Source organism: Pseudomonas sp. LS1212 (assembly GCF_024741815.1).
GTDB lineage: Bacteria > Pseudomonadota > Gammaproteobacteria > Pseudomonadales > Pseudomonadaceae > Aquipseudomonas.
Genome location: NZ_CP102951.1, coordinates 357,947 through 383,086 on the forward strand (window position 1 = coordinate 357,947; position 25,140 = coordinate 383,086).

Annotated in this window: 25 protein-coding genes; 11 read left to right on the forward strand and 14 right to left on the reverse strand. The window is 59.7% G+C overall.

The features are described 5' to 3' along the window. Positions 1–238: 238 nt before the first annotated feature. On the reverse strand, positions 239–1,159 hold the full coding sequence (locus NVV94_RS01735; protein WP_258445545.1) for a hypothetical protein: 921 nt from the start codon (positions 1,157–1,159) through the stop codon (positions 239–241). Positions 1,160–1,624: 465 nt separating this feature from the next. On the opposite strand from NVV94_RS01735, the gene NVV94_RS01740 reads away from it, so the two are divergent. The 8 genes from NVV94_RS01740 to NVV94_RS01775 all read left to right on the forward strand — a co-directional run bounded on the left by NVV94_RS01740 (position 1,625) and on the right by NVV94_RS01775 (position 11,662). Continuing rightward, complete coding sequence (locus NVV94_RS01740; RefSeq protein WP_258445546.1) at positions 1,625–2,767, forward strand: hypothetical protein; 1,143 nt, start codon at positions 1,625–1,627, stop codon at positions 2,765–2,767. A gap of 110 nt (positions 2,768–2,877) precedes the next feature. Continuing rightward, positions 2,878–3,849, forward strand: coding sequence for a prolyl aminopeptidase (gene pip / locus NVV94_RS01745; RefSeq protein WP_258445547.1), 972 nt, complete (start codon positions 2,878–2,880; stop codon positions 3,847–3,849). Then, positions 3,846–4,283, forward strand: coding sequence for a D-aminoacyl-tRNA deacylase (gene dtd / locus NVV94_RS01750; RefSeq protein ID WP_258445548.1), 438 nt, complete (start codon positions 3,846–3,848; stop codon positions 4,281–4,283). The genes pip and dtd overlap by 4 nt, the downstream gene beginning before the upstream one ends. Positions 4,284–4,546: 263 nt before the next feature. Continuing rightward, positions 4,547–6,283, forward strand: a complete 1,737-nt coding sequence (locus NVV94_RS01755; protein WP_309304277.1) for a glucan biosynthesis protein G — start codon at positions 4,547–4,549, stop codon at positions 6,281–6,283. Then, on the forward strand, positions 6,276–8,861 hold the full coding sequence (gene mdoH / locus NVV94_RS01760; RefSeq protein WP_258445549.1) for a glucans biosynthesis glucosyltransferase MdoH: 2,586 nt from the start codon (positions 6,276–6,278) through the stop codon (positions 8,859–8,861). Before NVV94_RS01755 ends, mdoH begins: the two co-directional genes overlap by 8 nt. 238 nt (positions 8,862–9,099) lie before the next feature. Further along, a complete protein-coding gene (locus NVV94_RS01765) occupies positions 9,100–9,897 on the forward strand; it encodes a transporter substrate-binding domain-containing protein (protein WP_258447598.1) in 798 nt (265 codons plus the stop codon). Between the two features lie 75 nt (positions 9,898–9,972). Next, entirely contained in the window at positions 9,973–10,935 is a 963-nt protein-coding gene (locus tag NVV94_RS01770; protein WP_258445550.1) for an amino acid ABC transporter permease, read from the forward strand. Beyond that, entirely contained in the window at positions 10,928–11,662 is a 735-nt protein-coding gene (locus tag NVV94_RS01775; protein ID WP_258445551.1) for an amino acid ABC transporter ATP-binding protein, read from the forward strand. The genes NVV94_RS01770 and NVV94_RS01775 overlap by 8 nt, the downstream gene beginning before the upstream one ends. Before the next feature lie 153 nt (positions 11,663–11,815). Here NVV94_RS01775 and NVV94_RS01780 read toward each other — a convergent pair whose 3' ends face one another. The 9 genes from NVV94_RS01780 to ubiE all read right to left on the reverse strand — a co-directional run bounded on the left by NVV94_RS01780 (position 11,816) and on the right by ubiE (position 17,800). Beyond that, positions 11,816–12,523: a 16S rRNA (uracil(1498)-N(3))-methyltransferase gene (locus NVV94_RS01780; protein ID WP_258445552.1), complete on the reverse strand. Its 708-nt coding sequence runs from the start codon at positions 12,521–12,523 to the stop codon at positions 11,816–11,818. Then, positions 12,520–13,317: a twin-arginine translocase subunit TatC gene (gene tatC, locus NVV94_RS01785; RefSeq protein WP_258445553.1), complete on the reverse strand. Its 798-nt coding sequence runs from the start codon at positions 13,315–13,317 to the stop codon at positions 12,520–12,522. Before tatC ends, NVV94_RS01780 begins: the two co-directional genes overlap by 4 nt. Further along, entirely contained in the window at positions 13,314–13,709 is a 396-nt protein-coding gene (gene tatB / locus NVV94_RS01790; protein WP_258445554.1) for a Sec-independent protein translocase protein TatB, read from the reverse strand. The genes tatC and tatB overlap by 4 nt, the downstream gene beginning before the upstream one ends. A 3-nt stretch (positions 13,710–13,712) precedes the next feature. Beyond that, positions 13,713–13,976, reverse strand: a complete 264-nt coding sequence (locus NVV94_RS01795) for a twin-arginine translocase TatA/TatE family subunit (RefSeq protein ID WP_258445555.1) — start codon at positions 13,974–13,976, stop codon at positions 13,713–13,715. 24 nt (positions 13,977–14,000) lie between these two features. Beyond that, a complete protein-coding gene (locus NVV94_RS01800; RefSeq protein WP_258445556.1) occupies positions 14,001–14,336 on the reverse strand; it encodes a phosphoribosyl-ATP diphosphatase in 336 nt (111 codons plus the stop codon). A 1-nt stretch (position 14,337) separates the two neighbouring features. Continuing rightward, complete coding sequence (gene hisI, locus NVV94_RS01805) at positions 14,338–14,730, reverse strand: phosphoribosyl-AMP cyclohydrolase (RefSeq protein WP_258445557.1); 393 nt, start codon at positions 14,728–14,730, stop codon at positions 14,338–14,340. Between the two features lie 72 nt (positions 14,731–14,802). After that, positions 14,803–16,410: a ubiquinone biosynthesis regulatory protein kinase UbiB gene (gene ubiB, locus NVV94_RS01810; RefSeq protein WP_258445558.1), complete on the reverse strand. Its 1,608-nt coding sequence runs from the start codon at positions 16,408–16,410 to the stop codon at positions 14,803–14,805. Next, positions 16,407–17,030, reverse strand: coding sequence for an SCP2 domain-containing protein (locus tag NVV94_RS01815; protein WP_258445559.1), 624 nt, complete (start codon positions 17,028–17,030; stop codon positions 16,407–16,409). Before NVV94_RS01815 ends, ubiB begins: the two co-directional genes overlap by 4 nt. Then, positions 17,030–17,800 carry a bifunctional demethylmenaquinone methyltransferase/2-methoxy-6-polyprenyl-1,4-benzoquinol methylase UbiE gene (ubiE, locus tag NVV94_RS01820; protein ID WP_258445560.1) on the reverse strand — a complete coding sequence of 257 codons (771 nt, stop codon included), beginning with the start codon at positions 17,798–17,800 and terminating at the stop codon, positions 17,030–17,032. The genes NVV94_RS01815 and ubiE overlap by 1 nt, the downstream gene beginning before the upstream one ends. A gap of 138 nt (positions 17,801–17,938) precedes the next feature. On the opposite strand from ubiE, the gene NVV94_RS01825 reads away from it, so the two are divergent. From NVV94_RS01825 to NVV94_RS01835, 3 genes are all read left to right on the forward strand, one after another. After that, complete coding sequence (locus NVV94_RS01825; RefSeq protein ID WP_258445561.1) at positions 17,939–18,214, forward strand: polyhydroxyalkanoic acid system family protein; 276 nt, start codon at positions 17,939–17,941, stop codon at positions 18,212–18,214. A 188-nt stretch (positions 18,215–18,402) separates the two neighbouring features. After that, positions 18,403–18,834, forward strand: a complete 432-nt coding sequence (locus NVV94_RS01830; protein ID WP_258445562.1) for a phasin family protein — start codon at positions 18,403–18,405, stop codon at positions 18,832–18,834. Between the two features lie 10 nt (positions 18,835–18,844). Continuing rightward, the gene (locus tag NVV94_RS01835) at positions 18,845–19,603 is read left to right on the forward strand and encodes a phasin family protein (RefSeq protein WP_258445563.1); all 759 of its coding nucleotides are present in this window, start codon (positions 18,845–18,847) and stop codon (positions 19,601–19,603) included. A 62-nt stretch (positions 19,604–19,665) separates the two neighbouring features. Here the strand turns inward: NVV94_RS01835 and NVV94_RS01840 are convergent, their stop codons facing one another. From NVV94_RS01840 to phaC (NVV94_RS01855), 4 genes are all read right to left on the reverse strand, one after another. Next, complete coding sequence (locus NVV94_RS01840; RefSeq protein WP_258445564.1) at positions 19,666–20,280, reverse strand: TetR/AcrR family transcriptional regulator; 615 nt, start codon at positions 20,278–20,280, stop codon at positions 19,666–19,668. Between the two features lie 79 nt (positions 20,281–20,359). After that, entirely contained in the window at positions 20,360–22,042 is a 1,683-nt protein-coding gene (gene phaC / locus NVV94_RS01845) for a class II poly(R)-hydroxyalkanoic acid synthase (protein WP_258445565.1), read from the reverse strand. A 77-nt stretch (positions 22,043–22,119) separates the two neighbouring features. After that, positions 22,120–22,977, reverse strand: coding sequence for a poly(3-hydroxyalkanoate) depolymerase (gene phaZ / locus NVV94_RS01850; RefSeq protein ID WP_258445566.1), 858 nt, complete (start codon positions 22,975–22,977; stop codon positions 22,120–22,122). A gap of 145 nt (positions 22,978–23,122) precedes the next feature. Continuing rightward, on the reverse strand, positions 23,123–24,802 hold the full coding sequence (gene phaC / locus NVV94_RS01855; protein WP_258445567.1) for a class II poly(R)-hydroxyalkanoic acid synthase: 1,680 nt from the start codon (positions 24,800–24,802) through the stop codon (positions 23,123–23,125). Positions 24,803–25,140 lie beyond the last annotated feature (338 nt).

The following is a 25,140-nucleotide window of genomic DNA, read 5'->3' on the forward strand; positions in this document are numbered from 1 at the left end:
CGCTGCCGCAGGCTGCGCTCGAGCGCGCAGCGGTCGCAACGATCTCGAGTAACCTCACCTTCTTCAAGAGCATGCTCAAACCGTAATTCGGGTTTATGATGCCGGACGGCAATACATAAGAAGTCGCAACAGGGATTCCCCGCCCCCTGCCGAGTGCTCAGCGCAGACTTTGTAGTAGCAGATTAAACCGTGCATCAATGCCGTTGCGAGCGTACAGCCTGAGCTCTGGAGGATTGCATTAAGCGGCAGCCACAGTTGCATTGGGGCTAAGAAAGTCGATGTGATAGCCAGTCGACCCATCGCCGATAGCAACGTGTATTCCAGCGATACCCTCATTTAATTGCGAGTTTATAGAGTAGTCTATGATCGGCGCCAATGAGCTGTTGACGCCGATCGCGAACTCCGTAAGAAAGAGTCCGCGAGCTCCTGCGGCCTCTTCTAACAACGTTTTGTATTCTGTGCTCCCGATGAGTAATGAGCTTATTTTGTTGTTGGTTACCGTTAAAGTTGCCTTTTTTTTAGCGATCTCTTGCGCCAGTCGATGCAGGGCAGGTTTAAGATGTTTGCTTAAACTAGCTGGAGACTTCCTCAGTACAGTTAGTATTCCAGAAATCTCAATTTTACCTTCAAAGTTAAATGGGCAAGCTTTTTCTGGGTTCATGTGTGCGTAGTGTACCTCGAAAAATTCCGCTACGGAATGAATGAAATTTTCCCTCACGTCCTCTTCTATCATTGCGTAAGGTATTGAGTCTGCTCTGATCCTGAGTTTTCCAGAAGTGTGTGGCCCGGATATCAATAGTTCTGAACAGTTGTCTAGTAGGCTTAGCAGTTTTTCTTGGGCTCGGAGAGCGCCAATGAAATCACTGTTAAGCAGCAGGTTCAAACTATAGCTTGCGGCGTAAATCGACGGCTCAAAGACGTGAGTAGCGCAAAATATGCACTTCTTCCTATCCGTTTCTTTTGCGATCTCGAATGCATGCTTGGCAGCATTGTCAGTGAATGAAAAGACAATGCTGTTGGTAGGGAGTCTCTCTAGTGAAAGTAGGTTTGAAGTTTCGTATCCATTTTTTCGCAACTCAAATAGAAATTCAAGAGAGTCGGAGAGTATGTTTATTTTTGTCGGGTCGAATAGCGACTTTAGTGAGCTTGTAGATGGCATGGTGTCAAATCCTTGATTTTTTAGGCGGCGCCAGAATTTTATCTGGCGCCGCGTCATGGAGGATTAATCTCGCGAGTGCGCCCATGCAAGTGGAGCCCAGCCGAAGTTATAAGGGTCGGATGTTATTCGATTGAGTTTTGCTTTGGCTTTTTCAACAGAATTGCTTTTCATGAGTTACCTCGTTTTGTGATTGTTGTTCCTTCGTATGAAGGTGTCATATTTTTAAATGCTGGTTGGCTTCTTGTAAATGGTGTTGGTGTCTGCGGTTTAGAATTGTTTGTTATTTATGGTTTGTTTGGAATGTTTGTAGGGCTGTAGGTCGTGTCTGTCGTCCATGTCTGTATTTCCATTTTTATTAAACTTGGGTATTGAAGGTTTTTTTTGTGGTGGGTAGGGTTTGTGCGGGTTCTGGACTTTTGGTTGAGTTTTCTTGATGTTTTTTGATCTGTTGGAGGTCTACTCACGATGCCTACAAAAAAATATATTTCACGTAAGCAGATTAAAGATGCCTTAGAGTTGCCTGATCTAACTGATTCAGATCACGCAATATTTTTATTGCTTGAAGGTATATTGGCTGGGTTGAAAATCAATGGCTGGCCGCAAGCCGAATTACGAACAGGCCCCAGGATCGTCTCAGCCCAGGAAAACTATGGCCTGCTCGGCTATAACCCCGAGGAGATCACCTTAGGCAGCGAACACACCCGGTGGATCGACGACCACTCGCTGCTACGTACGCAAACTACCAGTCAAATTCCAGCAGCATTGAAGGCTGCGGCGACGCGGCGAGAACCCGGTGAGAGGATCTTGATTGCAGCACCGGGTATTACCTTTCGGCGCGACTCTCGTGATCGCTGGCATTGTGCTGAGCCGCACCAGATGGATATCTGGGTGTTGGGGGATCCGGACTTGTCGAGCCGATCAGAACTGTTGCGCCTGGTCGGTGAGATTCTCGCTGTGGCTGTACCGGACATGCCGTGGATTTATAGTGACAGCCCTCATCACTACACTGAAGGTGGAATCGAAGTGAACCTCGTGACGGCGGAAAAGCCTGTGGAGGTGCTTGAGTGCGGGTGCATTGCTCAATCGCTGTTGCAGCGCCTGGGTATCGATACTTCTGAGCATGGTGGGCTCGCACTGGGGATGGGGCTCGATCGGTTGACCATGCTGCGCAAGGGTATCCCCGACATCCGACTGCTGCGTGATCCCAATCCTCGCGTGCAAGCCCAAATGCATGATTTGAAACCCTGGAAGGCTGTTTCTCGGCTGCCCTGCATAACCCGAGATATTTCCCTTGCCGTCACACCAGGTCAAAGCGAAGAGGGCTTGACTGAAAAGATGCTGATAGCAGCGGGGGAGCGTGCGCCATGGATAGAGGAAATGTTTATCAAGGGGCGATGGTCGATGGACGAATTGCCAGCTCAAGCCATCGACCGTTTGGGACTGCTCCCCGGGCAGGAGAACGTATTGTTGCGCGTGGTCCTGCGTGACTGTTCGCGTTCCATCACGGCTGACGAGGCGAACGATCTTTACGAAAGTATCCAGTATGCCTTGCACGAAGGTACGCCCGGCGGCGGGTATCGAATGGGCCTGCTAAATATAGAAGGGTGAATCCGAGAGGCGTCAGGAGCATGCTCAAACCGTAATTCGGGTTTATGATGCCGGACGGCAATACATAAGAAGTCCCAAAAGGGATGACCCGACCCCCTACGGAGCGTGCAATGCAGACTTTGTACCCGCAGATCAAACCTTACGCCCGGCACGATCTGGCCGTGGAAGAGCCGCATGTGCTGTATGTCGATGAGAGTGGATCGCCCGAAGGTCTGCCCGTGGTGTTCATTCATGGTGGCCCGGGGGCTGGCTGCGATGCGCAGAGTCGTTGCTACTTCGACCCGAACCTGTATCGCATCATTACGTTCGATCAGCGGGGCTGCGGCCGTTCGACCCCTCATGCGAGCCTTGAGAACAACACCACCTGGCACCTGATCGAGGACCTGGAACGGATTCGCAAACACCTGGGCATTGAAAAGTGGCTGCTGTTCGGCGGTTCCTGGGGTTCGACCCTGGCGCTGGCCTATGCCCAGAGTCACCCGGAGCGGGTGCATGGCCTGATTCTGCGTGGCATCTTCCTGTGCCGGCCGCAGGAGATCGAGTGGTTCTACCAGGAGGGCGCCAGCCGGATGTTCCCCGATTACTGGCAGGACTACATCGCCCCGATTCCGGCAGACGAGCGTGGCGACCTGGTCAAGGCCTTCCACAGGCGCCTGATCGGTAACGATCAGATTGCCCAGATGCACGCGGCCAAGGCCTGGTCGACCTGGGAGGGCCGCACAGCGACCCTGCGGCCCAACCCGTTGGTGGTTGACCGCTTCTCCGAGCCGCAGCGCGCCTTGTCGATTGCCCGGATCGAGTGCCACTACTTCGTCAACAACGCCTTCCTGCAGTCCGACCAGCTGATTCGCGACATGCCGAAAATCGCCCATCTGCCGGCGGTGATCGTGCATGGCCGCTATGACGTGATCTGCCCCCTGGACAATGCCTGGGAGCTGCATCAGGCCTGGCCCAACAGTGAGCTGAAGGTGATCCGCGATGCCGGCCATGCGGCTTCCGAGCCTGGCATCACCGACGCACTGGTCCGCGCTGCGGACCAGATGGCCCGGCGTTTGCTCGACCTGCCGCTCGAAGAAGCATGAAGGGCCTGCTGCAGCGCGTGCGTGGCGCGCGAGTCGAAGTGGCGGGCGAAATAGTCGGGGCTGTCGACCAGGGCCTGTTGGTGCTGGTGGCAGTCGAGCCCGGGGATACCCGGGCCCATGCCGACAAGTTGTTGCACAAGCTGCTCAATTACCGGGTGTTCAGTGATGAACAGGGCAAGATGAACCGTTCGCTCAAGGATATCGGCGGCGGTTTGCTGCTGGTTTCCCAGTTCACCCTGGCCGCCGATACCCAGAACGGGTTGCGCCCGAGCTTCTCGACGGCGGCGCCACCGGCGCTGGGTGCCGAATTATTCGACTACCTTTTGGCTCAGGCGCGAGCTTTGCATGGCCACGTCGCGAGTGGGGAATTTGGCGCGGACATGCAGGTGCATCTGGTCAATGATGGCCCGGTAACATTTCTGTTACAAATATAAGTGCTAAAATCGCCCGTTTGCAGGTAAAACCGGGGGTTTGTAGCATAAATACTTCAGTCCCCCTGATGCGTTGTAACGCGCCCTGCTAGATAATCGCGCGCTACGTGGATCGACGTTCGTCGGTCCGTTTTGTCCTGACTTGAGACTTGTTCGCTACCGTTTGGGGAATCATTGTGCCCTTTCGGAGTCGGAACAATGCTCGCCAACCCGGCAAACGATAGCTGGCCGTTGGTTTTCTGATCTGTTTTCGGCGAGGGTTGCTCGTGATTGTTAGTTCCTGTAATGCACCAAGAACACCCGGCAAGCGGTTGCGTAGCGCCCTGTTGGCGGGGTCCGCGCTGATTTGCATGTTCGGCGCCGGCCAGCTCTGGGCGTTCAGCCTTGACGATGTGACGGCCAAGGCGAAAGAGCTCGCCGCTCAGAAATACGAGGCACCGAAAAGCAATTTGCCAGGTGAATTCCGCGACATGAAATTCGCGGACTACCAGAAAATTCGCTTTCTCGAAGAAAAGGCCGAGTGGGCCAAGGACAAGACCCCGTTCAAGCTGTCCTTCTACCATCAGGGCATGCATTTCGACACGCCGGTCAAAATCAACGAAGTCACCGCCAACTCGGTCGACGAGATCAAGTACGACCCGAGCCGCTTCGACTTCGGCGACCTGAAGTTCGACCCCAAGGCGACCGAACAGCTCGGTTATGCGGGCTTCCGGGTGTTGTACCCGATCAACAAGGCCGACAAGCAGGATGAAATCCTGACCCTGCTGGGCGCGAGCTATTTCCGCGTCATCGGCAAGGGCCAGGTCTATGGCCTGTCGGCCCGTGGCCTGGCAATCGATACCGCCCTGCCGTCCGGTGAAGAGTTTCCGCGTTTTACCGAGTTCTGGGTCGAGCGTCCGAAGCCTGAGGACAAGCATCTGGTGATCTATGCGCTGCTCGACTCGCCGCGCTCCACCGGTGCCTACAAAATAATCCTGCGCCCGGGCAAGGACGCCATCGTCGATGTCAAATCCAGGGTTTTCCTGCGTGACCACGTCAGCCGCCTGGGTATCGCCCCGCTGACCAGCATGTTCCTGTTCGGCACCAACCAGCCGTCGAAGATGCTCAACTACCGTCACGAGTTGCATGACTCCGAAGGCCTGTCGATCCACGCCGGCAATGGCGAGTGGATCTGGCGCCCGCTGAACAACCCTAAACACCTGGCTGTCAGCAACTTCACCGTGGAAAACCCGCGTGGTTTTGGCCTGCTGCAGCGCAACCGTGATTTCGGCCGCTTCGAAGACCTCGATGATCGCTATGACCTGCGTCCGAGCGCCTGGATCGAACCGAAGGGCGATTGGGGCAAGGGCACCGTTGATCTGGTTGAAATTCCGACTGCCGACGAAACCAACGACAATATCGTTGCTTTCTGGAGCCCGGAAAAACTGCCGGAGCCTGGTCAGATGTTCGAGTACGCCTACCGCCTACACTGGACTATGGATGAAGACGAGCTGCACCCCAAGGAACTCGGCTGGGTCAAGCAAACCTTGCGTTCGACCGGTGACGTCAAGCAGTCCAACCTGATTCGTCAGCCGGATGGCAGCGTTGCCTTCCTGGTCGACTTCGAAGGTCCGGTACTCAAGGCGCTGCCAGAGGATACCGCGGTGCGCAGCCAGGTCAGCGTTGGTGACAACGCCGAGCTGGTCGAAAACAACCTGCGCTACAACCCTGAAACCAAGGGCTGGCGCCTGACGCTGCGGCTGAAGGTCAAGGATCCGAGCAAGTCGGTTGAAATGCGCGCTGCCCTGGTCAAGGACCTGCCGCCACCGGTCGAAACCGCCAAGCCAGCGGCCCCGGCCAAGCAGGACAAGGCTGCTGCCAAGACAGTCGCGGCCAAGACCGAGAATACCGAGAAGCCGACCGAGCAGCCAGCTGCCGCGGCTACGCCAACCACCGAGGTGCCGGCCAAGACCGAACAGGTCCTGACCGAGACCTGGAGCTATCAGTTGTCCGCCGATGAGTAATTCCCCAGCACGGCCAGAGTCTCTGCGTGAGTACCTGGCACATCTGCCCTTGAGCGAGGAGCAACGCGCCGATCTGGCGCGTTGCAAATCCTTTAGCGAGCTGCATGAGCGTTTATCTGCACAGCCTGTCAGCGATGATGCCGAAGCGGTACAGGCTTCGGTGGGACGTCGCCTGACACTCAACAGTGCGGCCGAGCTGGAAGAGGCCGAAATGCTTGACCTCGACGCCAGTGGTCGGGTCCGGTTGAAGGCGGCACCGCCGATCCACCGTACCCGGGTGATCCCCGAGCCATGGCGCACCAACATCCTGGTGCGCGGTTGGCGTCGCCTGACCGGGCGTAAAAATCCGCCCGCACCGGCCAAGCGTGACAAGCGCGAGCTGCCGGCGGCACGCTGGCGCTGGGTCGGGTCGGTGCGTCGCTATATCCTTCTGGCCCTGATGCTCGGCCAGACCATCGTCGCCGGCTGGTACATGAAAGGCATCATGCCGTACCAGGGCTGGTCGTTCGTCGATCTCGACGAGGTCATCCATCAGCCATTGCTGCAAACGGCCCAACAGGTACTGCCCTATGCCCTGCAGACCAGCATTCTGATTCTGTTCGGGATCCTGTTCTGCTGGGTTTCGGCAGGCTTCTGGACGGCCTTGATGGGCTTCCTCGAGTTGCTGACCGGGCGCGACAAATACCGCATTTCCGGTAAAAGCGCCGGCAACGAGCCGATCAGCGCCGAGGCACGCACCGCCATCGTCATGCCGATCTGCAACGAAGACGTGCCCCGGGTATTCGCCGGCCTGCGCGCGACGTTCGAGTCGGTTGCGGCCACCGGTGACCTGGACCGCTTCGACTTCTTCGTGCTCAGCGATACCAACGACACCGACATCGCCGTGGCCGAACAGCAGGCATGGCTGGAAGTCTGCCGTGAAGCCAAAGGCTTTGGCCGGATCTTCTACCGTCGCCGTCGTCGTCGGGTAAAGCGCAAGAGCGGCAACCTCGACGACTTCTGCCGTCGCTGGGGCAGCGACTACCGCTATATGGTGGTGCTCGATGCCGACAGCGTCATGAGCGGCGAATGTCTGACCAGCCTGGTCCGCCTGATGGAAGCGACCCCGGATGCCGGGATCATCCAGACCGCGCCCAGGGCTTCGGGCATGGATACCCTCTATGCACGCATGCAACAGTACGCGACCCGGGTCTATGGGCCGCTGTTCACTGCTGGCCTGCACTTCTGGCAGCTGGGTGAGTCCCACTACTGGGGCCATAACGCAATCATCCGGATGAAACCGTTCATCGAGCACTGCGCCCTGGCGCCGCTGCCCGGTAAAGGTGCGTTCGCCGGCGCGATTCTTTCCCACGACTTCGTTGAAGCGGCACTGATGCGCCGTGCAGGTTGGGGCGTGTGGATCGCCTACGACCTGCCAGGCAGCTACGAAGAACTGCCGCCCAACCTGCTCGACGAGCTCAAGCGCGACCGCCGCTGGTGCCACGGCAACCTGATGAACTTCCGGCTGTTCCTGGTCAAGGGCATGCACCCGGTACACCGTGCGGTGTTCCTGACCGGCGTGATGTCCTACCTGTCGGCGCCGCTGTGGTTCTTCTTCCTGGTGTTGTCGACGGCGCTGCTGGCGGTCAACACGTTGATGGAGCCGCAGTACTTCCTGGAACCCCGCCAGCTCTATCCGCTGTGGCCGCAATGGCACCCGGACAAGGCCATCGCGTTGTTCTCGACGACGATCGTGCTGCTGTTCCTGCCTAAGCTGCTCAGTGTGATTCTGATCCTGGCCAAGGGCGCGAAAGAGTACGGCGGTCGCTTCAAGGTCACCGTGTCGATGCTGCTGGAAACGCTGTTTTCGATGTTGCTGGCACCGGTACGCATGCTGTTCCACACCCGTTTCGTCCTCGCCGCATTCCTGGGCTGGGCCGCGACCTGGAACTCGCCGCAGCGTGACGACGATTCGACATCCTGGGGCGAAGCGGCCCGCCGTCACGGCCCGCAAACCCTATTGGGCGCGGCCTGGGCATTGTTGGTGGCAGCACTGAACCCGAGCTTCCTGTGGTGGCTGGCGCCGATCGTCGGTTCCTTGATGCTGTCGATCCCGGTGTCGGTGATCTCCAGCCGGGTAAACCTGGGCCTGCGTGCCAAGGACGAGAGCCTGTTCCTGATTCCCGAGGAGTACTCCACGCCGCACGAGCTGCTGGCGACCGATCAGTACACCCACGAGAACCGCTGGCACGCGCTGCACGACGGTTTTGTTCGCGCTGTGGTCGACCCGCAGCAGAACGCGCTGGCCTGCGCCCTGGCGACGGCCCGCCACACACAGGCCGAGCCTGTGGAACGGTTCCGCGCCGAGCGTGTACGGCAGGCGTTGGAGGCAGGCCCGCTTCAACTCGACGGCGCGACGCGCCTGGCCCTGCTGAGCGACCCTGTCGCGCTGGCACGGCTGCATGCGCTGGTGTGGAGCGAGCGGCATGAGGCGTGGTTGAACGCCTGGCGGGAATCGATCAAGGCAGATCCGCATGCGCCACTGCTGCCTCTGCATCCTGAGCCGGTTGCGCTGCAGGCCTCCCTGGCGAACGCCTGAAAACTGCGCCCTTGAGTGATACGCTCAAGGATGCGACACACAAAAGCGGTCCTTTCCTACGCGGAATTGACCGCTTTTCTGTTTTCAACTCGTAACAAAGTCTCGTTCAGCCCTTGTACTGCTCCGCGAGTGCGTTAGCATCGCACCCCGTATCGGTGCGTCTGACGTTTACGCCGGGTTTGCCGGGGATGCGCACCCACAATAAAACATGAGCTTTTTGCCAGGGGACTTGGTGATGATGAAGAAGTATCTGTCGATGTTGCTGCTGGGCGTCTCGGCGTGGGTGGGGGTCAGTGCGGCCCAGGCTGGCGCGATCGATGATGCGGTTAAGCGCGGCACCTTGCGGGTGGGCATGGACCCGACCTACATGCCATTCGAGATGACCAACAAGCGCGGTGAAATCATTGGCTTCGAAGTCGACCTGCTCAAGGCCATGGCCAAGGCCATGGGCGTCAAGCTGGAACTGGTTTCCACCAGTTACGACGGCATCATCCCGGCCCTGCTGACCGACAAGTTCGACATGATCGGCAGCGGCATGACCCTGACCCAGGAGCGCAACCTGCGTCTGAACTTCAGCGAACCCTTCATCGTCGTCGGGCAAACCCTGCTGATTCGCAAGGAGCTGGCGGACAAGGTCAAGTCCTACAAGGATCTGAACGCGGCCGAATACCGCATTACCTCGAAAGTTGGCACCACCGGTGAAATGGTCGCCAGGAAGCTGATTGCCAAAGCCCAGTACCACGGCTATGACAACGAGCAGGAAGCGGTCATGGATGTAGTCAACGGCAAGGCCGATGCCTTCATCTACGATGCCCCGTACAACGTCGTGGCAGTGAACAAGGTCGGCAACGGCAAGCTGTTGTTCCTCGAAAAGCCGTTCACCTACGAGCCCTTGGCGTTCGGCCTGAAGAAAGGCGACTACGACAGCATCAACTGGATCAACAACTTCCTGCATCAGGCGCGTGCAGACGGCAGTTACGATCGTATTCATGACAAGTGGTTCAAAGACACCGCCTGGCTCAAGGATATGGAATAACGCCGCGGCGTTTATCCTGGCTTGAAACCCGACGCGCAGGCCTGTCCTGCGCGTTCGCTTTTACGGAACACACCTGTGATCAAACACAAGAAAGCCCAGTGGCCCTGGCACGGGTTGACGGCGCTGGCCCTGATCGGCCTGGCCTGCAGCCTCTATTACGCGACCTCGATGATTTCCTACGAGTGGCGCTGGAACCGCGTACCCCAATACTTCGCCTACCATGCTGAAGAAGCGCAACGCGCGGCAGCCTACGGCAAGGTCGAAGCCATCACCCGGCAAGGCGATATGGCCCGGGTGACGCTGCGTGACGAGGAGGGTGGCGAGCAGGTACTTGACGTCGAGCACGACAGCCTGCTCCTGACCAAGGGCGATGAAGTCGCCGAAGGCGACCAGATCGGCGTCACCCGCCATTGGGCCGCTGGGCCGCTGGCCTGGGGGCTTTGGACCACGGTGTGGATTTCCCTGGCATCAGGGGTGCTGGGGCTGTTGATCGGCCTGGTGGCGGGCCTCTGCCGGTTGTCCGCCAATCCGACTCTGCGCGACCTGTCGACGGTGTATGTCGAGCTGGTGCGTGGCACCCCCTTGCTGGTGCAGATTTTCATCTTTTACTTCTTTATCGGTACGGTGCTGAACCTGTCCCGCGAGTTTGCGGGTGTGGCGGCGCTGGCGTTGTTTACCGGGGCGTATGTTGCCGAGATCGTCCGCGCCGGGGTCCAGTCGATCGCCCGGGGCCAGGGTGAGGCGGCGCGCTCGCTGGGCCTGAGTGCCGGCCAGTCGATGCGCCACGTGGTGCTGCCGCAGGCGTTCAAGCGCGTATTGCCGCCGCTGGCCGGGCAGTTCATCAGCCTGGTCAAGGACACCTCGCTGGTGTCGGTCATTGCCATCACCGAACTGACCAAGAGCGGCCGGGAAGCCATCACCACGTCGTTCTCGACGTTCGAGATCTGGTTCTGTGTCGCCGGCCTGTACCTGCTTATCAACCTGCCGCTGTCGCATTTCGCCAGCCGGCTCGAACGGAGGCTCGCGCAAAGTGATTGAAGTCCGCGATCTGGTAAAAGTCTTCGACACCCGTGGTCAGGTTGTCCGTGCGGTCGACCATGTCAGCACGGACGTGGCCAAGGGCGAAGTATTGGTAGTGGTCGGCCCCTCGGGGTCGGGCAAGTCGACGTTCCTGCGCTGCCTCAATGGCCTGGAAGCTTTCGACGAAGGCACTGTAAGCATTGACGGTCTGCAACTGGCTGACCCCAAGACTGACGTCAACGCCTACCGCCGCGAAGTCGGTATGGTCTTCCAGCATTTCAACCTGTTCCCGCACATGACAGTGCTGGAGAATCTGTGCCTGGCCCAGAAGGTCGTGCGCAAGCGCGGTAAAGCAGAGCGCGAGGCCAAGGCCAGGATGTTGCTGGAGAAGGTCGGCATCGGCCAGAAGGCCAATGAGTACCCCTCACGCCTGTCCGGTGGCCAGCAGCAGCGCGTGGCTATTGCCCGGGCGCTGGCGATGGACCCCAAGGTCATGCTGTTCGATGAACCCACCTCGGCGCTGGACCCGGAAATGGTCGGCGAAGTGCTGGACGTGATGAAAACCCTGGCGCTGGAAGGCATGACCATGGTTTGCGTGACGCACGAAATGGGCTTTGCCCGTGAAGTGGCCAACCGGGTGCTTTTCTTCGATCACGGCAAATTGCTGGAAGACTCGCCGCCTGAAGAGTTCTTCGCTTCGCCGAAGGATTTGCGGGCGCAGGCGTTTTTGCGGCAGGTGTTGTAATCGGGGTTGCGACCGCTACGGTCGGGCGCGACTCCGAGTCGATCGCTGGCAAGCCAGCTCCCACAGGGTTACTCGCAATCCTTGTGGGAGAGGGCCGGGCGGCGTTCCGCTTGCCAGCGATGAGGCCCTTGCAGACAACACTGAACTACCAAATCAAAACAACCGCGCAAGCAAAGCAGGCACCGCCGTCTCGACCCGCAGGATGCGCTCCCCCAGCTGCACCGGTTGCAACCCGGCCTTGGCCAGCAGGTCGACCTCGTAGGGGATCCAGCCGCCTTCCGGGCCGATTGCCAGGGTCACCGGCTGGTTGAGCCCGCGAGGGCAGGCCGGGTAGTCGCCGGGATGGCCGACCAGGCCCAGGGTGTCTGCGGCGATGGCCGGCAGGCGGTCTTCGACGAAGGGTTTGAAGCGCTTTTCGATGATCACTTCGGGCAAGATGCTGTCGCGCGCCTGTTCCAGGCCAAGTACCAGTTGTTCACGAAGCGCCTCGGGCTCCAGGAACGGCGTTTGCCAGAAGCTTTTTTCCACCCGGTAGCTGTTGACCAGTACCAGCTTCGGCACGCCCATGGCGGCGATGGTCTGCAGGACCCTGCGCAGCATTTTCGGCCGAGGCAAGGCCAGTACCAGGGTCAAGGGCAGCTTGGCGGGTGGAGGCTGGTCGAGGCTGACGTGCAGTTCTGCCTCATGGCCTTCCAGGCGCAGCACTTGCGCGCGCCCCATCAAGCCCCCCAGCTGACCAACGCGCATGCTGTCGCCCACCTCGCAGCGGTGGACTTCCTGCATGTGAGTAAAGCGACGGTCGCGCAGGATTACCCGGTCGGCCGCAACGAAGTCGGCCTGTTCCAGTAGCAGCAGGTTCACGGTTGGGTCGCTGGCGGCTGGTCGTTGCTGTCGTTGCCGGCCGATGAGTCTTCGTCGTGCTCGCCGCGTTTCCTGATCAGGCCACCAAACAGTATGCCAACCTCGAACAGCAGCCACATGGGGATGGCCAGCAGGGTCTGCGAGAAGATGTCCGGCGGGGTCAGGATCATGCCGACGACGAAGCAGCCAATGACCACGTACGGGCGGATTTTCTTCAGGTATTTGACATCGACTACTCCGATCCACACCAGCAGGACCACGGCCACCGGTATCTCGAACGCCACGCCGAAGGCGAAGAACAGCGTCATGATGAAGTCCAGGTAATTGGCGATGTCGGTCATCATCGAGACGCCTTCGGGCGTCGACATGGCAAAAAAATGGAAGACCAGCGGGAACACCAGGAAGTAGGCGAACGCCATTCCGGCGTAGAACAAAAAGATGCTCGAAACCAGCAATGGCATGGCGATGCGTTTTTCATGCTTGTACAGGCCCGGCGCAATGAAGCCCCAGATCTGATGCAGGATCAGCGGGATCGCCAGGAAGAAGGAGACCATCATGGTCAGCTTGAACGGCGTCAGGAACGGCGACGCCACATCGGTGGCGATCATCGTCGCACCGGCCGGCAAGCTCGCACGAAGCGGTGCTGAGACCAGGGTGTAGATCTGCTGAGCGAAGGAGAACAACCCGAGGAAGATCAGGAAGATGGCCGCTACACAGCGCAGCAGGCGAGTACGCAGTTCAGTCAGGTGCGAAACCAGCGGCATTTGCTGGTCGTTTTCCGGGATATCGCTCATGAGGCTCGCGGTGGCAGTGGCGTGTCGTGGGAGGAAGGCGCGGCATGGGTGGCTGGCGCGGGCGCAGGTTCTCGCGGCAAGGCAGGCTCGCCAGTGGCGACCGGCTGGGCCACTTCAGGCGTTGCCGGCTCTTGGGGGGCTACCGACTGCGGATTGATAATCCTCTGGGCTTCCTTTTCCAGCGAAAGGATGTGCTCATTGTGCAATTGCCGACGGATTTCGTCGGCACCGATTTCGCGCTCCACTTCCTGCTTGATCGAGTTGAAGCTGCGCTTCAAACGGCCAATCCACAGGCCCGCCGTGCGCGCAGCGCCCGGCAGACGCTCGGGGCCAAGCACCAGCAGGGCAACCAGGCCGACGAGCAGCAGTTCACTGAAGCTGATCCCGAACATTTATCAGTCTTTCCTGATGGGCTCTTCGACTTTATGGGCCTGGCCGTCAATGGTGTGCGGCTGGTTCAGCGGCGCAGTGGCCTGGGGTTGGGCCGTGGTCGGCTGTACCGGTGGTTCCTCGGGCTTTTCTTCGTCGTTCATGGCCTTGCGAAAGCCCTTGATCGATTCGCCGACATCGGTGCCGAGGTTTTTCAGTTTCTTGGTACCGAACACCAGTAGCACGACAACCAGGATGACGACCCAGTGTTTCCAGTCAAAAATACCCATGATGCTGCTCCTTCTGATTGTGAGTTAAGCGGACGGTTGGCGCGCGGCCTTTTCGGCATGACCGGAAAGGCCGAAACGGCGATCCAGTTCATCGAGCACGGCCTGCGGGTGCTGACCGAGGGCGGCGAGCATGACCAGGCTATGGAACCACAGGTCGGCGGTTTCATAGATGACATCGCTGCAGTCGCCGCTGACGGCGGCATCCTTGGCGGCGATGATGGTCTCGACCGACTCTTCGCCGACCTTCTCCAGAATCTTGTTCAGGCCCTTGTGGTACAGGCTGGCGACGTACGAGCTGTCGGCAGCGGCGCCTTTGCGCGATTCCAGCACTTCGGCCAGGCGGCTCAGGGTGTCAGTCATTTCAATGTCCTGCCTGATAAATTGCGTGCGGATCCTTGAGCACCGGGTCGACGGTTTTCCATTCGCCGTTCTCATGGACGCGATAGAAGCAGCTCTCGCGGCCAGTATGGCAAGCGATATGGCCGATCTGTTCGACCATCAGAATGATCACGTCGGCGTCGCAGTCCAGGCGCATCTCATGCAGTTTCTGTACATGGCCGGACTCCTCGCCCTTGCGCCATAGCTTGCCACGCGAGCGCGACCAGTAGATGGCGCGGTTCTCGGCGGCGGTCAGGCTCAGCGCTTCGCGGTTCATCCAGGCCATCATCAATACGCGCCCGGTCTTGTGGTCCTGGGCGATGGCCGGGACAAGGCCGTCGCTGTTCCAGTTGATCTCGTCCAGCCAGTCTCTCATCTTTGACTCCGAAACCGAGTTCGATCCTGTGCCGAACTCCTTCACTAGTGTGCCAGTCGCCAGGGCAACTGGCTATCGACGCACGACCAGATACAAACCGGCGACCAGCATGAGCCATGCCGGCCAGGCTGCCAGGGCGGTGATTGCACCCGTGCCTGCCGCCAGGGTTGCCCCACCGGCCAGCAGCGCACCGCCCAGCAAGCGCAGGGCCCAGCTGTCCTTGGCCCCGGCCCGGGGCGGGGGTGGGGCGGCCATGTGCGGTTGCGACATGCGTTCGAGCAGGTCGCGGGTCATGTTGGCCAGGTGCGGCAGTTGTTCGACCTGGCTCTGCAGGTTGCCCAGCAGCGCCTTGGGGCTGACGCGATCACGCATCCAGCGCTCCAGGAAGGGCTGGGCGGTGCTCCACAGGTCCAGGTCGGGATACAGCTGACGGCCCAGGCCTTCGATGTTGAGCAGGGTTTTCTGCAGCAGCACCAGTTGCGGCTGGACTTCCATGTTGAAGCGCCGGGCGGTCTGGAACAGGCGCAACAGAACCTGGCCGAAGGAGATGTCCTTCAGCGGCTTCTCGAAAATAGGCTCGCAGACGGTACGGATCGCCGCTTCGAACTCATTGAGCTTGGTTTCGGCCGGGACCCAGCCCGAATCGATGTGCAGCTGGGCCACGCGGCGGTAGTCGCGCTTGAAGAAGGCGAACAGGTTGCGTGCCAGATAGTCCTGGTCTTCGGCTGTCAGGCTGCCGACGATGCCGCAGTCGATAGCGATGTACTTCGGGCTCCACGGCTGCACGGTGCTGACGAAAATGTTGCCCGGGTGCATGTCGGCATGGAAGAAGCTGTCACGGAATACCTGGGTAAAGAAAATCTCCACGCCACGCTCTGCCAGCATCTTCATGTCGGTGCGCTGGTCGGCCAGGGTCGCAAGGTCGGTGACCTGGATGCCGTAGATGCGCTCCATGACCAATACTTTTGGCCGACACCAGTCCCAGTACACCTGGGGCACATAGAGCAGTGGCGAGCCGTCGAAGTTACGCTTGAGCTGGCTGGCGTTGGCCGCTTCGCGCAACAGATCGAGCTCGTCGTAGATGGTCTTTTCGTAGTCGCTGACCACCTCCACAGGGTGCAGCAGGCGTGCATCGGCCGACAGCGCTTCGGCTACCTTGGCAATGATGAACAGCCAGGCCAGGTCCTGGGCGATGACAGGCTTGAGGCCCGGACGCACGACCTTGACCACGACTTCTTCGCCGCTCTTGAGTTGCGCGGCATGCACTTGTGCCACCGACGCCGAAGCCAGCGGCTCTACGTCGAAGCGGCTGAACACGGCGCTGATTTTCGCACCCAGTTGCTGCTCGATGAGGGTGATTGCCAACTGCGGGTCAAAGGGCGGAACCCGGTCCTGCAGCAGCATCAGCTCGTCGGCGATGTCCTCGGGCAGCAAGTCGCGGCGGGTCGAGAGCAACTGGCCGAACTTGATGAAGATCGGCCCCAGGTCCTGTAGCGCCAGGCGCAGACGTGCGCTGCGGCTCAGCTCCAGCGGCTTGCGCGGCAGCCAACGCCAGGGCATGGCAAAGCGCATCGCCATCAGCCACCAGGGCAGCGGCAGATCGAACAGCAGGTCATCGAGGCGGTAGCGGATCACGACGCGCTGGATGCGCAACAAACGGCGGACGGCAAGCAGCTTCATGCGTTATCGCTGGAGTTGAGGGATCGGGCGAGACGCTCAATGCGCGCCTCAAGGCGTTCTATATCGATTTTGAGCTCGTCGAGCTCGCTGAAGCGGGCTTCGGCTTCGTGTATGCCAACCAGTGTCCGCGCCTCTTCGCTGAGGTACTCGGACAGGTTCTGGTTGAAACTGGTCAGGCCCTGGCGCGTCCAGTTGGCGCGACTGCGCAGTTGCCCGGCAATCAGTTGCGTGGCGACCGGGCCGAGCCAGCGCGAAAGCTCGAATTCCCAGTCCAGTTCGAGGTCTTGCAGCACCCCGACCAGATCCAGCAGTACGCCACTGTCGCCTTCGAGCTCGACCTGCGGGCTGTGCAGCACGGCGGTCTTGTCCTGGCTCAGGGCCAGTTGCAGCAGGCTGGAAGCCGGCGCGCGCAGGGTACAGTCGGCTTCGTTCGCCCAATGGCTGGCCAGCATCAGACCTTCATCGCTGGGCAGGATGAACAGCTGCAGCGCCGGGTTGCGGCAGTCGACGGCGATCACCTTGCCGTCCAGCGCAGCCAGGCGCGGCAAGGCGGTGCTGTCCAGGCGCAGAACACGGTTCAGCCCGTGTTCGACACCGGCAAGAATACCGCTGAGCAACATCAGGGCTTGATGCCCCGGTGCAGGGCGACGATGCCGCTGGTCATGTTGTGGTAGGTCACGCGGTCGAAGCCGGCGTCCACCATCATGGCCTTCAGGGTTTCCTGATCGGGGTGCATGCGAATCGATTCGGCCAGGTAACGGTAGCTTTCCGAGTCGTTGGTGATCAGCTTGCCCATCAACGGCATGAAGGCGAACGAATACGCGTCGTAGGCCTTGGACATCAGCGCGTTGGTCGGTTTGGAGAACTCCAGCACCAGCAGGCGGCCACCGGGCTTGAGTACCCGCAGCATCGAGCGCAGGGCGTCGTCCTTGTGGGTGACGTTACGCAGGCCGAAAGCGATGGTCACGCAGTCGAAGTGGTTGTCCGGGAACGGCAGCTTTTCAGCGTCGGCCTGGACGAACTCGACGTTGCCGGCCACGCCCAGGTCGAGCAGTCGGTCGCGACCGACCTTGAGCATCGAGGCGTTGATGTCGGCCAGCACGACCTGGCCGGTCGGGCCGACCAGGTGCGAGAACTTGCGGGTCAGATCGCCCGTGCCGCCGGCGATGTCGAGCACTCGGTTGCCGGTGCGTACGCCGGATAATTCGATGGCAAAACGTTTCCAGAGACGATGCATGCCGCCGGAAAGGACGTCGTTCATCAGGTCGTACTTGGCCGCTACCGAGTGGAATACCTCAGCGACCTTTTCAGCCTTCTGACTTTCCGGCACATTTTTGTAGCCGAAGTGAGTGGTGGGTTCGGCATTGCTGCCTTTGCGCTGATCATTCATATCGCTGTCACCGGAAAAAATTACCGGCCATTCTAATCCCCCGTGGCTGCCTTTGTCTTGGCAAGGGTTGTCGCAGATGGAATGAGGGGTTATCCGGGATACTATAAGGCGCATGAACATTCAGCCGGGAGTCATCGAATGACCCAGATCAGCGTCGAACGCAAACACAGTCTTGGCCGTGAAGCCGCCAGGCAAAAGACCGGGGTGCTGGTGGAAAAACTCGCCAAAGAATACGGGCTGCAGGCCACTTGGGTCGGCGATACCGTGGAGGTCAAGCGCAGTGGCGCCAATGGCACCGTGAAGATCGGCGACGACACAATTCGCATCGATTTGAAGCTGGGCATGATGCTGTCGATCATGGGCGGCAGCATCAAGTCGGAGATCGAGCGGGCGCTGGATAAAGAGCTTGCGTAGTTGCTGATGGCCTCATCGCTGGCAAGCCTGCAGTGAACCCTGTAGGAGCTGGCTTGCCAGCGATGAGGCCATGTCAGGCAACAAAGAATTTCTGCCTTAGGGTGAGGATTCTAATTTTTGTCATTACTTTGTGCTCAAGCCCCGGATCGGGGGCAGTTCCTCCATCCCTTTAGAGCGTGAGGTGCAGCATGGCCAAAGTTTCCCTGAAGAAAGCAACCGACACCGAGACCGATACCGAGACCGAGACCAGCACCCTGGGCGACGTGCGTCACTATGCCCGCAAGATCTGGCTGGCAGGCCTGGGGGCTTACGCCCGTGTCGGCCATGAAGGCGCAGAATATGTCAAAGAGCTGATCAAGGTCGGCGAGACTGTCGAGAAGCAGGGCAAGGAACGTATCGACCACGAGCTCGAAGCGGCCAACGAATCGGTCAAGAGCAATGTCTCTTCCGTGAAGGGCAAGGTCGAAGTACAACTGGATAAAATCGAGAAGGCTTTTGACACGCGCGTTGCCAGTGCCTTGAATCGCATTGGCATTCCGTCCAGGCATGACGTTGAGACACTCTCTGCTAAGCTCGATGAGTTGACGGCATTGCTCGAACGTGTCGAGAGCAAACAATAAGGAGAGCAGGATGGCTGGCAAGAAGAAAGTTGAAAAAGAGAGCAGCTCCTGGGTCGGCGAAGTAGAAAAGTACTCCCGTCAGATCTGGTTGGCTGGTTTGGGCGCTTACTCGAAGATCAGCAATGACGGCAGTAAGCTTTTCGAAACCCTGGTCAAAGACGGCGAAAAAGCCGAGAAAGCCGAGAAAGCCGCCAAGACCAACGTCGACGAACAAGTCGATGCAGTGAAGTCCACCGCCAAGTCGGCCAAGTCGCGCGTCGGTGATGTGAAAGAGCGCGTCATGGGCAAATGGGACGAGCTCGAAGAGGCTTTCGACAAGCGCCTCAACAGCGCCATTTCGCGCCTGGGCGTACCTAGCCGCAATGAAGTGAAGGCGCTGCATCAGCAGGTCGATACCCTGACCAAGCAGATCGAGAAACTGACCGGTGCATCGGTCACGTCGGTCTCCAGGAAAGCACCTGCGGCCAAAGCTGCAGCCAAGCCACTGGCCAAGGCAGCCGCCAAGCCTGCGGCAAAACCAACTGCTAAAACGGCGGCAGCCAAACCGGCAGCGGCCAAACCTGCTGCCAAGCCTGCAGCGGCAAAGAAACCTGCCGTGAAGAAGCCCGCAGCGGCCAAGCCTGTTGCACCGGCAAAATCGGCATCGGCACCTGTAGCATCGGCAGCACCTGCCCTTACTGCGGTTCCTACGCCAACCCCGGCGCCAACCTCGGCGGCAACTCCGGCACCGGTGGCAGCCCCTGCGCCGACGCCAATCAGCCAGTCCTGAGTCAATCGGGATTGAGCAAGCGCCCGGCCCGAAAAGGCCGGGCGTTTTTATTTGCGCAGGCTTCAGCCTTCCAGATAGCGCAAGGCCAGTTTCTCGGCGGCCTGCCGTGAATCTGGCTGCAAGTGCGGGGCGACCAGCATCATGATCTGGTACACGACCACGCCAACCTCACCACTTTTGGCCAGTATTCGCTGGTAGTCGAGCGAGAACAGCAGGGTCATGGTGATCTGTTCCACCAGTTGCCCCAGGGCCTGGGTTTCGCTGACGATCTCACCTTGCGCCTTGAGGTTGGCAAGCAGCGCGGCCAGGGTTCGTTTGAGTGCATTTAGCAGGTTGCGGATGCCCCGGGCCAGTTTCGGCAGGCGTCCAGACAGGTTGGACAAATCCTGAAACAGAAAGCGGTAATGCGCCATCCGTTCGACGATCAGGTGCAGGAACAGCCAGTAGTCTTCGGCCTCCAGGCGCACATCGGACGGTGGGTCGAGCAGCGGGGTCAGTTCGTCTTCGAAACGCTCGAACAAGCCCAGGATCAATGGCTCCTTGCCATGGAAGTGGTAGTAGAGGTTGCCCGGGCTGATGCCCATTTCGTTGGCAATCTCCATGGTCGAGACATTCGGTTCGCCCTGCTCGTTGAACAGGTGCAGGGCACATTCGAGTATTCGGTCGCGGGTTTTCATCCAGTCTTCTTGGTTGGCCAGCCGGCCTGTCGCTCTTTCAGGGCCATCGCCAGCAATCGCTGGCGCGGCATCGGTTTGCTCAGCGTACGTGCACGTACGTGCCGGGCGCCGCTTCCATGGGCGGGTAGTTCTGGTTGCCCAGGGCCATCAGGGTTTCGCGCTGGGCGCCGGAGCGTTCCTGAATCCAGCCCAGCCATTGCGGCCACCAACTGCCCTCGACCTGATCGGCGTCGTAATACCAGGCGCGTGGGTCACTGCTCAGTGTCGAGTTCTCGATGTAGTTGGCCTTGGGGTTGCTCGGCGGGTTGAGAATGCTCTGGATATGGCCGCTGTTGGAGAGCACGAAGCGTCGGTTGCCGCCCAGCAGCAGCGTTGAGCGATACACAGCGTCCCAAGGCGTGATGTGGTCATTGATGCCGGCCACGTTGAAGCTGTCGACGTTCACCTTCTGCAGGTCGATGGGCGTGCCGCAGACTTCCAGGCCGCCGGCACGCGTCAGGGGATTGTGCTTGAAGAAATCCAGCAGGTCACCGTGCAGTGCGGCGGGCAGGCGCGTGTTGTCGTTGTTCCAGTAGAGAATGTCGAAGGCCGGGGGCTCCTTGCCCAGCAGGTAGTTGTTGACCCAGTAGTTCCAGATCAAATCATTGGGCCGCATCCAGGCAAATACCCTGGCCATGTCACGGCCGTCGAGCACACCCTGCTGGTAGGAACGCCGCTTGGCCGATTCGATCGCCTGCTCGTCGGCGAACAGGGACGCAGGGCTCTCGATCTGGCTGTCCAGCAGGCTGACCAGGTAGGTCGCGCTACTGATACGGCGCAGCTGTCGCTTGGCCTGCAGGTGCCCCTGCAGGGCCGCCATGGTCAAGCCGCCGGCACAGGCGCCCATCAGGTGGACTTCGCGGCTGCCGGTAATGGCCCGGCAGACATTCATGGCTTCTTCAAGGGCTTCGACATAGCTGGACATTCCCCATTCCCGGTGCCGGGCATCGGGGTTGCGCCAACTGACCATGAAGGTTTGCAGGCCGTTTTTCAGTGCGTACTGGACGAAGCTGTTCGACGGGCTCAAGTCGAAGATGTAGAACTTGTTGATCTGCGGCGGCACGATCAGCAATGGGCGGGCGTACTGTTTTTCACTCATGGGCTTGTACTGGATCAGCTCCAGCAACTCATTGCGAAAGACCACCGAGCCCGGGGTGGTCGCCAGCGACTTGCCGATCTCGAAGGCGTGCTTGTTGACCTGGCTGGGCAGCCCATGATTGTGGCGCAGGTCATCGAGCAGGTGGTTGAGGCCCTTGACCAGGCTCATCCCTCCAGAGTTGTAGAGCTCCTTGATCGCCAGCGGGTTGAGCAGCGAGTTGGTCGGTGACAGCGCATCATTGAGCAAGGCGAAGACGAAATGCGCACGGGCCCGGTCATCGGCACTCAGCTGGCTTTCGTCGATCCAGTGCTTGATCTGTTTCTGCCAGCTCAGGTAGGCCTGCAGGCCGCGGCGGTAGAAGGGGTTGAGGCTCCAGGTCGGGTCGTTGAAACGACTGTCGCGCGCGTTGGGGTGGTGCAGCGTATCGCCGAGTAGAACGCGACCCAATTGCCCGCCCAGGGCCAGGGCATGTTTGGCCGTGTGCAGAGGGTGGCGCAGGCTGTGACGTGTCACGCTGCGCAGGGTCGAAATCAGGTCGCGCCCGCGCAGGCCGGTAATTGCGCTTTGCGCATTGATGAATGCGGCGGGCGTCGGGACCGATCCCTTCGCTGGTTTGTCTTTCATGGGGCAACACTCCGTCGTCAGGCCATCAACAAACTAAATCAATGCAAAAGAGACACCATCTCAGGCAATCGAATTGCCTAGGATCCGCTGCTGGGAGCTGGTTGCGGATGCATGACCGCGCGTCGGCGCTCTTGCTGGAGAAACTTCATGATGATCGGTGCGACGGCCTCGGCCCTGGTAATCAGGAACAAATGACCGTCGTCGATTATGTGTAGCTGGGCATTGGGAATCCGCCAGGCCAACAGACGCATATTGATCAAGGGAATCAGCGGGTCGTCGTCACCGGCCAGGACCAGCGTCGGCTGATGGATCTTGTGCAGCCAGTGAATGCTGGTCCAGCCCAGCCCCGCGAACAGCTGCCAGTAGTAGCCCAGTTTGCCGGATGAGCGAACCTTGGACGCATAGGCCAGGGCCAGGTCCGGATCGCGCCGAAAAGCACCGCCATAGATTTCCGGGGCGATACGGATCACGTGCGAGGGTTGCACGTAGCGCCGGGGGCTGGCCATCAACCAGAGGACCCTGGGTCTGCCGGGCACCATCACCGCACCGGCTGCCGTTGCCGCCAGCACCAGTTTCTTGCAGCGCTCGGGGAAGTCGTGGGCGAACTGTTGTGCCAACGCTCCACCCCAGGAGACGCCGATCACGTTGACCTGGCCATAGTCCAGGTAATCGAGCATGCGTGCGGTCAACTTCGCCAGGCCCGGAAAGCGGTAGGGGTGTCGGGGTGTCGAAGAACCACCGACGCCAGGGACGTCGAAGGCGATGACTTCCAGATCGGGGTCAAGGGCCTGGATGAAGGGGAACACCAGCTCCAGGTTGGCGCCGATGCCGTTGAAGATAAGCAAGGGCGTCAGGTGTGGCTTGCCTGGGCGGACCGCAGTGCGGATGGTCTGGCCACCCAGGTTTACGGTACGAAAGATGAACGGTTGCGGCATGCGCTGAACCCTTTGGGTTGAAACTGCCGGCCAGGCTTCCCTGCCTGACCGGGTTAATCGAGGCCAGGCCTCATGTATGCGTGGTGCGCCTTGTCGCCAAAGAGCTGCCGCAGCCTGTGGCGAGGCTGCGGTCACACGTTATCGATCAACGCTCATGCACATAAGTGCCTGGAGCTGCCTCGCCGGCAGGGAAGTTTTTGTTGCCCAGGATGGTCGGCGCTTTCTTGAGCTTGCCGGAGCGCTCCGCTTGCCATGCCTGCCAGTGCAACCACCAGGAATCGGTGTGCTTGTTGGAGTTCTCTTGCCATTCCTGCGCCTGCTCCGGCATCTCGCTGTTGGTCATATAGCGAGCTTTCGGGTTGCCGGGCGGGTTCAGAATGCTCTGGATATGGCCGCTGTTGGAGAGTACGAATTCAACCTTGCCGCCAAACAGTTTGGCGGAGTTGTAGCAGGACTTCCATGGCGTGATGTGGTCGTTGGTGCCGGCCAGGCTGTAGATGTCACTGGTGACCTGCTTCAGGTCGATCGGCGTTCCGCACACTTCCAGTGCATCGGGCCGGGTCAGTGGGTTGGTTTTGAACATGTCGATCAGGTCGCCGTGAAACGCTGCCGGCAACCGTGTGGTGTCGTTGTTCCAGAACAGGATGTCGAAGGCCGGAGGCTGGTTGCCTAACAGGTAGTTGTTGACCCAGTAGTTCCAGATCAGGTCATTGGGACGCATCCAGGCGAAGACCTTGGCCATCTCGCTGCCTTCGAGCACGCCGGCCTGGTAGGAATGGCGCTTGGCCGATTCCAGGGTCTGCTCGTCGACGAACAGGGCGACGTCGGAATCGAGGGTGGTGTCGAGCACGCTGACCAGCAGAGTCAGGGCATTGACCTTCTTCTCGCCCAGCGCCGCATAGTGGCCGAGCAGGGCTGTGCAAGTGATGCCGCCCGAGCAGGCACCGAGCATGTTGACGTCCTTGCTGCCGGTGATGGCCGTCACCACGTCCACGGCTTCTTTCAGGGCGTCGATATAGGTCGAAAGGCCCCACTCGCGTTGGGCCTTGGTCGGGTTGCGCCAGCTGACGATAAAGGTCTGCACCTGGCTGCGCAGGCAAAAGCGCGCCAGGCTTTTATCCGGGCTCAGGTCGAAAACATAGAACTTGTTGATTTGCGGAGGCACTACCAGCAACGGGCGCTCATGGACCTGTTCGGTGGTAGGGCGGTACTGGATCAACTCCAGCACGTCGTTGCGAAACACCACCGAGCCTTCGCTGGTGCCCAGGCTCTTGCCGACCTCGAAGGCGTCCATGTTGACCTGGCTTGGCATGCCGCCGTTGTTCACCAGGTCCTTGGCCAGATGGGAGAGGCCATCGAGCAGGCTCTTGCCACCGGTTTCGAAGAAGCGCTTGACCGCTGCGGGGTTGGCCGCGGTGTTGGTCGGCGACATGGCTTCAGTCATCAGGTTGATCACGAAGTGACCGCGATTGATGTCCTTGTCCGAGAGGTTGCTGGTTTCGATCCAGTCATGCAGTTCCTTGCGCCAGGCCAGGTATGTCTGCATGTAGCGGCGGTACAGTGGGTTCTGGCTCCAGGCCGGATCAAGGAAGCGACGATCGTCCCCCGCCGGTTGCAAGCCCGATTTACCAAAGAAGACGTTCTTCAGTTCGACCCCGAAGTGCGCAACGTGCTTGGCACTGTGCAGTGGTTGTTTGATGGCCTGACGCAGCACCATTCGAGCAGAAGTCAGCAAATCCTTACCACGCAAGCCAATGACCGGGTTCAAACCCAGGGTGTGTTCAGAGGCTTGACGCTGTAGCTCTTCGTTATTCTTGAAACTCATCTACGACGCTCCGTTGTCCTGAGACGAGTACCGGGTAGGGCTGTCGAGTGCCGCAGACAATTGCCCGGTACTGTCGCTCGGGTGACCAGTGATAACGAACCATGTGTTCTCTGGCCGAATGAAAACGACTGCGAGCCTGCGGGTAGCTGTGCGTGTGAAGACAACCTGCTTTCGCTCGCGACGTCCACATCTGGCCAGGACCTGCATAATCCGATGCAGGGAACTTGCCAGATTCATTGGTTACCCGACTTTGTGGAAAATCGCAAGCGAGCCATTGAATGGCAGCTGCCAGGGCATTCAAGCAGATAGAATTAGAAAATGCGCTCTAAACGGCGAGG

Excerpts from the sequence above, each read along its gene's own strand:
- NVV94_RS01830 (WP_258445562.1), top strand. The coding sequence starts at position 18,403 with ATGGCCAAAGTTTCCCTGAAGAAAGCAACCGACACCGAGACCGATACC.
- NVV94_RS01800 (WP_258445556.1), bottom strand. The coding sequence starts at position 14,336 with ATGACTGACACCCTGAGCCGCCTGGCCGAAGTGCTGGAATCGCGCAAA.
- ubiE (WP_258445560.1), bottom strand. The coding sequence starts at position 17,800 with ATGAATGATCAGCGCAAAGGCAGCAATGCCGAACCCACCACTCACTTC.
- NVV94_RS01835 (WP_258445563.1), top strand. The coding sequence starts at position 18,845 with ATGGCTGGCAAGAAGAAAGTTGAAAAAGAGAGCAGCTCCTGGGTCGGC.
- NVV94_RS01735 (WP_258445545.1), bottom strand. The coding sequence starts at position 1,159 with ATGCCATCTACAAGCTCACTAAAGTCGCTATTCGACCCGACAAAAATA.
- NVV94_RS01795 (WP_258445555.1), bottom strand. The coding sequence starts at position 13,976 with ATGGGTATTTTTGACTGGAAACACTGGGTCGTCATCCTGGTTGTCGTG.
- NVV94_RS01815 (WP_258445559.1), bottom strand. The coding sequence starts at position 17,030 with ATGTTGCTCAGCGGTATTCTTGCCGGTGTCGAACACGGGCTGAACCGT.
- phaC (WP_258445567.1), bottom strand. The coding sequence starts at position 24,802 with ATGAGTTTCAAGAATAACGAAGAGCTACAGCGTCAAGCCTCTGAACAC.
- phaZ (WP_258445566.1), bottom strand. The coding sequence starts at position 22,977 with ATGCCGCAACCGTTCATCTTTCGTACCGTAAACCTGGGTGGCCAGACC.
- tatB (WP_258445554.1), bottom strand. The coding sequence starts at position 13,709 with ATGTTCGGGATCAGCTTCAGTGAACTGCTGCTCGTCGGCCTGGTTGCC.
- ubiB (WP_258445558.1), bottom strand. The coding sequence starts at position 16,410 with ATGAAGCTGCTTGCCGTCCGCCGTTTGTTGCGCATCCAGCGCGTCGTG.
- pip (WP_258445547.1), top strand. The coding sequence starts at position 2,878 with ATGCAGACTTTGTACCCGCAGATCAAACCTTACGCCCGGCACGATCTG.
- tatC (WP_258445553.1), bottom strand. The coding sequence starts at position 13,317 with ATGAGCGATATCCCGGAAAACGACCAGCAAATGCCGCTGGTTTCGCAC.
- NVV94_RS01740 (WP_258445546.1), top strand. The coding sequence starts at position 1,625 with ATGCCTACAAAAAAATATATTTCACGTAAGCAGATTAAAGATGCCTTA.
- NVV94_RS01765 (WP_258447598.1), top strand. The coding sequence starts at position 9,100 with ATGAAGAAGTATCTGTCGATGTTGCTGCTGGGCGTCTCGGCGTGGGTG.
- hisI (WP_258445557.1), bottom strand. The coding sequence starts at position 14,730 with ATGAGAGACTGGCTGGACGAGATCAACTGGAACAGCGACGGCCTTGTC.
- dtd (WP_258445548.1), top strand. The coding sequence starts at position 3,846 with ATGAAGGGCCTGCTGCAGCGCGTGCGTGGCGCGCGAGTCGAAGTGGCG.
- mdoH (WP_258445549.1), top strand. The coding sequence starts at position 6,276 with ATGAGTAATTCCCCAGCACGGCCAGAGTCTCTGCGTGAGTACCTGGCA.
- NVV94_RS01840 (WP_258445564.1), bottom strand. The coding sequence starts at position 20,280 with ATGAAAACCCGCGACCGAATACTCGAATGTGCCCTGCACCTGTTCAAC.
- phaC (WP_258445565.1), bottom strand. The coding sequence starts at position 22,042 with ATGAAAGACAAACCAGCGAAGGGATCGGTCCCGACGCCCGCCGCATTC.
- NVV94_RS01825 (WP_258445561.1), top strand. The coding sequence starts at position 17,939 with ATGACCCAGATCAGCGTCGAACGCAAACACAGTCTTGGCCGTGAAGCC.